This window comes from uncultured Campylobacter sp. (assembly GCF_938045225.1).
Classification (GTDB): domain Bacteria; phylum Campylobacterota; class Campylobacteria; order Campylobacterales; family Campylobacteraceae; genus Campylobacter_A.
In genome coordinates this window covers 1-6837 of record NZ_CALINL010000318.1, presented here as the reverse complement: position 1 = coordinate 6837, position 6837 = coordinate 1, and the positions used below count along the sequence as shown (strand labels likewise).

The following is a 6837-nucleotide window of genomic DNA, read 5'->3' as shown; positions in this document are numbered from 1 at the left end:
GCTCCTTAAACAGACTAGCCATGTAGCCAAATCTCCAGCCCGGCATCGCGCCGCATTTGCTTAGGCCGTTTATCGTAATCGTGCGGTTAAACATATCCTCGCTCACGGCCGCAGTAGCGACGAATTCGCCCTCGTAGTTTAGCTTTTCGTACATTTCGTCGCTAGCTACGATGATTTTCGTGCCTTTTAGCACTTCGCCCAGCGCCTCCAGCTCTTTGCGGCTATATATCGCGCCCGTCGGGTTGCAAGGGCTGTTTAGCGTTAAAATTTTAGTTCTAGGAGTGATCGCCGCCTTTAGCTGTTCGGGCGTGATTTTAAAGCCTGTTTTTTCGCTAGTTTCGATAAAAACGGGCTTGCCGCCGCTAAATTTGACCATCTCCGGGTAGCTCACCCAGTACGGGCTTGGCACGATGACTTCGTCGCCTTCGTCGATTAACGCCTGAAATACGTTAAAAAGCGAGTGCTTTGCGCCGACGTTGGTTATTATTTGATTTGGCGCGTAGTTTAGGCCGTTGTCGCGCTTTAGTTTTGCGGCGACCGCCTCTCTAACCTCTGGCGTGCCGGCAACGGCGGTGTATTTGCCGCAGCCTTTATCTAGGGCGGCTTTTACTTCGTTTTTGATGATCTCGGGCGTGTCGAAGTCCGGTTCGCCCGCGCCAAAACTGATCACGTCCTCGCCGCGGGCTTTCATCTCTTTTGCCTTGGTGCTGATTTCGATGGTTAGGCTCTCGCCTAGCACCTGAACTCTTTTTGATAGCATTTTTACTCCTTTTTCTAAATTTAAATTTAAGATATAGTTTTTAGATAGCCGTTATCGTTTAAAAACAGATACATTTCGCCTAAAATTTGCTTTCGCTGCGAGTCGGTTACGAGTTTTGACTTTTCGATGCGCTCGTTTAGGATGTCCTGGATCTCGTAGATGTCGTAGTCCAGATCCTCCATGATATCAAGGATAGACTGGCTCTCCAGCAGGTGTGAAACTTTAAATCCCTCTGCGTCTATCTCGATGGTCGCTTCGGTCGGGTGAGTAAAGAGATTGTGTTTCATACCTAACACCTCCTGATACGCTCCGACTAGGAAAAACCCTAAAAAGTACTCCTCTTTTTCCACATCCACGTCGTGCAAAAATAGAGGATTTTCCTCGTCGTCAAAGCCTATCTCGCCGTCAGAATCGCACGTGATATCCCACAGCGACGCCGAGCGGGTAGGGCGCACGTCTAGGCGGTCAAGCGGCATGATAGGGAAATTTTGCTTTAACCCCCAAAAATCAGGCAACGACTGAAATAGCGAGAAGTTTACGAGATAGCGCTCCTGCGCCTCCTCTTGCAGCTTTAAAAGCTCGGCGTTGTGCTGTTTGGTGCCGAGGATCTTGGCCGCTTTTTTGATGATTAGATGGGTTAAAATTTCAGCGTTCGAGCGGTCTTGCAGATCGACGTATCCCAGATCAAACAGCGTCAGTATGCTCTCCATATGATCGATGCTGTCGTGCAGATACTCTATCGCATTTGACGGCTTTATCGTGCTTAGCAGGTCGTTTAGCTCGGTAATTAGCTGAGGATTTTTCTTTTTTAGCACGAGCTTTTCCTCGGTGTAGTCCTGGCTAAAGAGCTCCAAAACGGGCGCAACCAGCACCGCGTGCGAAGCTGAGACGAAGCGCCCGCTCTCGATAAAGATATCGGGCTCCACCTCGTTTCGCTGCGTCGCCATCGTCTTTAGCAGATAGACCACGTCGTTGGCGTACTCGCTGAGAGTATAGTTTCGGCTTGAGTTTTCCTTAAACTGCGAGTACTCTATGGCTAGGCCGCCGCCTAAATTGATAGCTTTTAGGTTTTTAGCGCCCATTTTACGCAGCTCGGCGTAGATGTTTCCGGCCTCGATTAGAGCTTTTTTTAGCGGGTGGATTTCGGTGATTTGCGAACCGATGTGAAAGTGGATCATATTAAATCGATCGAGCAAATTTGCCTCTTTTAGCAAATTTACCGCTTCGATTAGCTCGGTTGCCGTTAGGCCAAATTTGGAGTTTATACCGCCGCTTTTAGCCCAGATACCAGATCCGCTGCTATGCAGCCTTATGCGCAGACCGATGTTTGGCTTTGGCGCGAAACGCTCTTTTGCGATGGCGATGATAGCCTCAAGCTCGTTTAGTCCCTCGATCGTTAGCGTGATGTTGTGTCCCATCTCGGCCGCGATAAAGCCGATGTTTATCATCTCTTTATCTTTAAAGCCGTTTACGGTGATTGGCGCGCCTTCGTTGTTATACGCCATCACTAGCAGCAGCTCGGCCTTTGAACCCGCTTCCAGACCGTATCCGTATTTTTGACCGTGACGGACTAGATTTTTTACAAAACCCGGGTATTGATTTACTTTTAGCGGATAGACGGCGTTAAAGCTGCCCTTGTAGCCAAATTCGTTTTTCGCGCTCTCAAAGCTTTTGTAAATTTGCGAAATCTGCTTGTGTATGAGGTGGGGGAAGCGCAGCAGCAGCGGGCCTCGGTAGCCTTCGCTCCTGATGCTTTTTACGATGTCGATGATGGCTGGTTTTGAGCCGGTATTGACGCAAATTTTACCGTTTTCGACGATGAAGTTATTATTTCCCCACAAATTTAAACCGTAATCATACATTTAAAATCCTTTTAAGTTCCGCCTCTAGATCCGCCAAATCAAGTGTTTTTTCGGCTTTTTCGCTTAGATCTTTTAGCCAAATTTTGCCCGATTTTAGCTCATCCTCGCCGACGCAAAGGCAGATCCTAGCGTTTGCGTTATCTGCGGCATTTAGGTGTTTTTGTAGCTTTTTAGGCTCGTAGCTAACGAGAACTGGAAGGCTTTTTCTTAAATTTATCGCTATTTTATAGATGGCATCTAGCCCATCAGCATCCATTGCGCCGATATATACGCCGCTTCTTGCGCTCTGGCTCTCGCGGCCGCCTAGGATTTCCATTATGCGCTCGATACCCATCGCAAAGCCAACGCCGTAGCTAGCCTTGCCGCCTAGGTACTCGACCAGTCTGTCGTAGCGTCCGCCGCCCGCGACCGCGCTTTGTGCGCCGATCTCGTTTGAAACGAACTCAAACGCCGTTTTGCAGTAATAATCAAGCCCGCGCACAAGCTTTGGATCTATCTCAAACTCCACGCCGTTGTAGCTTAAAATTTCTTGTAGCTTTTTAAACTCGGCCGCGCATTCGTCGTTTAGACTGCCGATTATCAGCGGCGCGTTTTCGTAGATTTTTTGGCAGCTTTCCACCTTGCAGTCTAGCACGCGGATAGGGTTTGTGAGCTTTCTGCGTTTGCAGTCCTCGCAAATTTGATCCTCGTGCGCGTCTAAAAATTTAACTAGCTTTTGCCTGTATGCGCCCATACTAGCGGCATCTCCGAGCGAATTTATAAGTAGCTTGGTTTTGATACCCAGGCGCGAAAATATCTCGTTTATCATCAAGATAACGCTCGCATCCTCATAAACGCTAGACTCGCCGAAACACTCGCAGCCAAACTGATGAAACTCGCGCAAACGCCCTTTTTGCGGGCGCTCGTAGCGAAACATCGAACCGTGGTAAAAGTACCGTCTCACGCCGCCCGCGCGGTCAAATTTAGCCTCGATAAATGCGCGCACGACTCCAGCCGTCCCCTCAGGGCGCAGGCAAACGTCGTTGCCGCCCTTATCCTCAAACTGATACATCTCCTTGCCCACGATATCGCTACTCTCCCCGACACTGCGGCGAAAAAGCGCCGTTTGCTCCAGGTGCGGAGCCAGCACGAACTCGTATCCGTAGTTTTTCGCGACCTCTTCGCAGATCTTGATTATCCTCTCGTAAAGTCCCGACTGAGGCGGCAAAACGTCCTTCATCCCCCTTAATGCGCTAATCATTTATAAACTCCTTTATCAAATTCGTTATTTTTTCTTCGTCCCAGGCGGCGCCTATTGTGACGTAGCAGACGCCTAGTTTTTGTAAAATTTCCTCCATCGCGTCCTGCACTCTTAGTAGATAGCCAAATCCGCGAGCCTCTATGCCGTCCATCTGCGCGCGCGAATTTAGACGCGATCTTAGCGTGCTTTCGTCCGCTTTAAAAAATACTATTTTTTGCGGAAAATTTCCTTGCAGAGCAAACTTGTTTAAACTTAAAAGCTCCTCAAAGCTAAAATTTCCACCCGCCAGCGCGTAAGCCATACCGGAGACAAACCCTCTGTCGCTTAAAATCATTTTATCTAAATTTGGTTTTATTATTTTACCGAAATGCTCGGCTCTATCGGCCAAAAATAGCAAAATTTCAGCCCTTTTATCCAGGTCGTTTTCTTTTAATAAAATCTCGCGTAAATTTTCGCCAAGCTTCGTACCGCCCGGCTCTTTAGTCACGATCGCTTGTGGATAAGCCGCCGCCAGCCGCGCTATCTGCGTACTTTTGCCCACGCCGTCGGTACCTTCAAATAAAATATACAAATTTAGCCTTTCAAAGTTTCTAAAATTTCGCCCGGAACCAGCTTGCTAACGTCGCCGTTATGGCTAAGAACGGAGCGCACGATCGAGCTTGAGATAAAGGCGTTTTGTAGGCTCGGCATCAGATAAACGGTCTCTAACTCATCCCAAAGCACAGCGTTTGCGTAGCCAATTTGCAGCTCGTACTCAAAGTCGCTGACCGCGCGAAGTCCGCGGATCACGACGTTTACGCCGCAGCTTTTGGCAAAATCAACGAGCAGGTTATCAAAGCCCACGACCTCGACGTTTTTTAGATCCGCCGTTGAGATTTTTACCATTTCTACCCGTCTAGCCAAACTAAAATAGGGCTGTTTGCTCTCACTAGCCGCAACTGCAACGATAACTTTATCGAAAATTTTAGCCGCGCGCTTGATGACGTCCAGATGGCCGTTTGTGACGGGATCAAAGGTGCCGGGATAGATACAAGCTTTCATTTTTCGCCTTTAAATTTTAGAGGATGATTTTACTATTTTATGCCTAAAACAGGACTTTATCTTGCGACTGGCGCAGCTATTTTTAGCTCCATCTTTTGTAAATTTGATGCTCGAGTCCGAGCAGATCAAGCCACTTGCCGATGATGAAATTTTCCATATCCTCAAGGCTATTTTGACCCGAATAATATCCAAAAACTGGCGGCGCGATAACGGCGCCGAGCGCAGAAAGCTTGGCCGCGTGCTCGAGCGCTAGCGTAGAAAACGGCATCTCTCTAACGCCCAAAACTAGCCTTTTTCGCTCCTTTAGCGCGACTGCGGCGGCGCGAGTTATCAGCGTGTCGGCAAAGCCCGCGTGGATTTTAGCTAGCGTGTTGATAGAGCAGGGTGCGACGATAGTAGTGTCTATGCCAAACGACCCAGAGCTCGGCGCTGCGGCTAGATCGGAGTCGCCATAGATAACGGCGCGATTTTGCAGTTCTTGCCAAATTTGATAAATTTCGTCTTTTTGGGCGCTGTTTTTATCAAATTCACTTTTGTTTTGAAATTTACGGCTATTAAATTTGTCCAAAATTTGGGCGTCTTGCCGCTCGTTTTTCTCGCTGCTATCAAATTTGCAAATTTCCCCGTCTGCGTCGTCAAGAGCGCAGTTATCCAAAGCGTCAAATTTTAAAACATTACTGCCCAAATATTGCGCATTATCAGCAACTTTACCGTTTTGGGCTTGCGATCTTTCGTCTCCGCCTACAAAGTCCAGCTCGCCTTGTGCGGAGCAAAAATTTACAAATTTTGCGTCTTCGTGATCTTTGTCAAATTTGGCGCTACTTTGGTTTGCGTTAAATTTTAAACCCGTTGCACCGTTTTTAAAAAAAATATCCGTAAAATTTAGCTCTTTTTCTAGCACGTTCATCGCGTTTTTGCTCACGCACAGGTGCAGCTCGCTTCTTTTTACTATCTCGCGGGCGAGCTTTAGCCCCAGATTTACGCCGCTTGCGCCGCTGATACCTAGAAAAATTTTCATCTTATCATCACCTGTTTTTTTGAGACGATTTGCGCGCTAAAGACCTTTTTATCGTTGTTTTTGACCTTGATGGTTTCGCCTAGATTGCCGTTTTCTAGCGCCGTGACCTCGACGATGATGCTGAGCGCCCCGTCGCTAAGCACCGCATTTACGCGCTCGCCTTTTTTAATTAGCGGCAATGGCGTAAACTGCCGCAGTCGCAGCACTTCGCCGCTTTTTATGTTTTGCTTTGTCGCTAGCCTCGCATTTGGCGCCTCGCTCATCATGTCGGGGCTAAACTCGCCAAGCTCGACCCAGTCTTTCGCAAAGTCGTCTATACCTAGCATCTGGCGCGTCGCGAGTGGCTTAGTAGCCCGCAAAACCGGCATTTTTGCGCTAACTTCGTATCTAAAAAATACGCTTGGCTGCGAGCCGTTTGGCGTGATAAAACTAGCCCTGAAGCTGCCTTTTGGATTGATTTTATTTACGTAAATTTTGTCAAATTTGTATTCGTGGAAGTTTTTAGGAAGTTCATTTTGAGGTTCGATAAGCGGAAATTTGACGAATTGTAGTCCCTTAAACTCGCTCGTAACCTCTTGTAAAAAGGCGCGCTGCACGAGAGCTAACGCGTCGCAGTTTTTGACAAATATCGTCTCTCCGCCGCTTTTGTCCTCAAGCTCTACGCCGCGCTTTTTTAAAATCTCTGCTAAATCTCGCGAATTTATTTTTGCGGCTTTGTTTTCGCCTAAATTTAAAATTTCGTCGTTTTTGTCCGTAAAACCCAAGTCCGCAAGCGTGATTTTGCCGCTTGAAACGCAATACATCGACCAAAGCGCTAAATCTGAAGAAAATAAAAAAATGGGAAAAAATAGTAAGAAAAAAATGGAGCGGGAAACGAGATTCGAACTCGCGACCCCAACCTTGGCAAGGTTGTGCT

General features: G+C 47.7%; 7 protein-coding genes. All 7 read right to left on the bottom strand.

The features are described 5' to 3' along the window. The coding region (locus Q0200_RS11550) for a pyridoxal phosphate-dependent aminotransferase (RefSeq protein WP_297941255.1) at positions 1–760 on the bottom strand (760 nt) is incomplete at its 3' end. 26 nt (positions 761–786) lie between these two features. Continuing rightward, entirely contained in the window at positions 787–2622 is a 1836-nt protein-coding gene (gene speA / locus Q0200_RS11545; RefSeq protein ID WP_122867986.1) for a biosynthetic arginine decarboxylase, read from the bottom strand. Then, a complete protein-coding gene (gene hisS / locus Q0200_RS11540) occupies positions 2615–3862 on the bottom strand; it encodes a histidine--tRNA ligase (protein WP_297941254.1) in 1248 nt (415 codons plus the stop codon). The genes speA and hisS overlap by 8 nt, the downstream gene beginning before the upstream one ends. Next, positions 3855–4433, bottom strand: coding sequence for a dTMP kinase (gene tmk, locus Q0200_RS11535; RefSeq protein WP_297941253.1), 579 nt, complete (start codon positions 4431–4433; stop codon positions 3855–3857). The genes hisS and tmk overlap by 8 nt, the downstream gene beginning before the upstream one ends. A gap of 2 nt (positions 4434–4435) precedes the next feature. Beyond that, complete coding sequence (gene coaD / locus Q0200_RS11530; protein ID WP_122867979.1) at positions 4436–4903, bottom strand: pantetheine-phosphate adenylyltransferase; 468 nt, start codon at positions 4901–4903, stop codon at positions 4436–4438. An 82-nt stretch (positions 4904–4985) separates the two neighbouring features. Then, the gene (locus tag Q0200_RS11525; protein ID WP_297941252.1) at positions 4986–5921 is read right to left on the bottom strand and encodes a UbiX family flavin prenyltransferase; all 936 of its coding nucleotides are present in this window, start codon (positions 5919–5921) and stop codon (positions 4986–4988) included. Next, the gene (gene flgA / locus Q0200_RS11520) at positions 5918–6724 is read right to left on the bottom strand and encodes a flagellar basal body P-ring formation chaperone FlgA (protein ID WP_297941251.1); all 807 of its coding nucleotides are present in this window, start codon (positions 6722–6724) and stop codon (positions 5918–5920) included. The genes Q0200_RS11525 and flgA overlap by 4 nt, the downstream gene beginning before the upstream one ends. Positions 6725–6837: the final 113 nt, after the last annotated feature.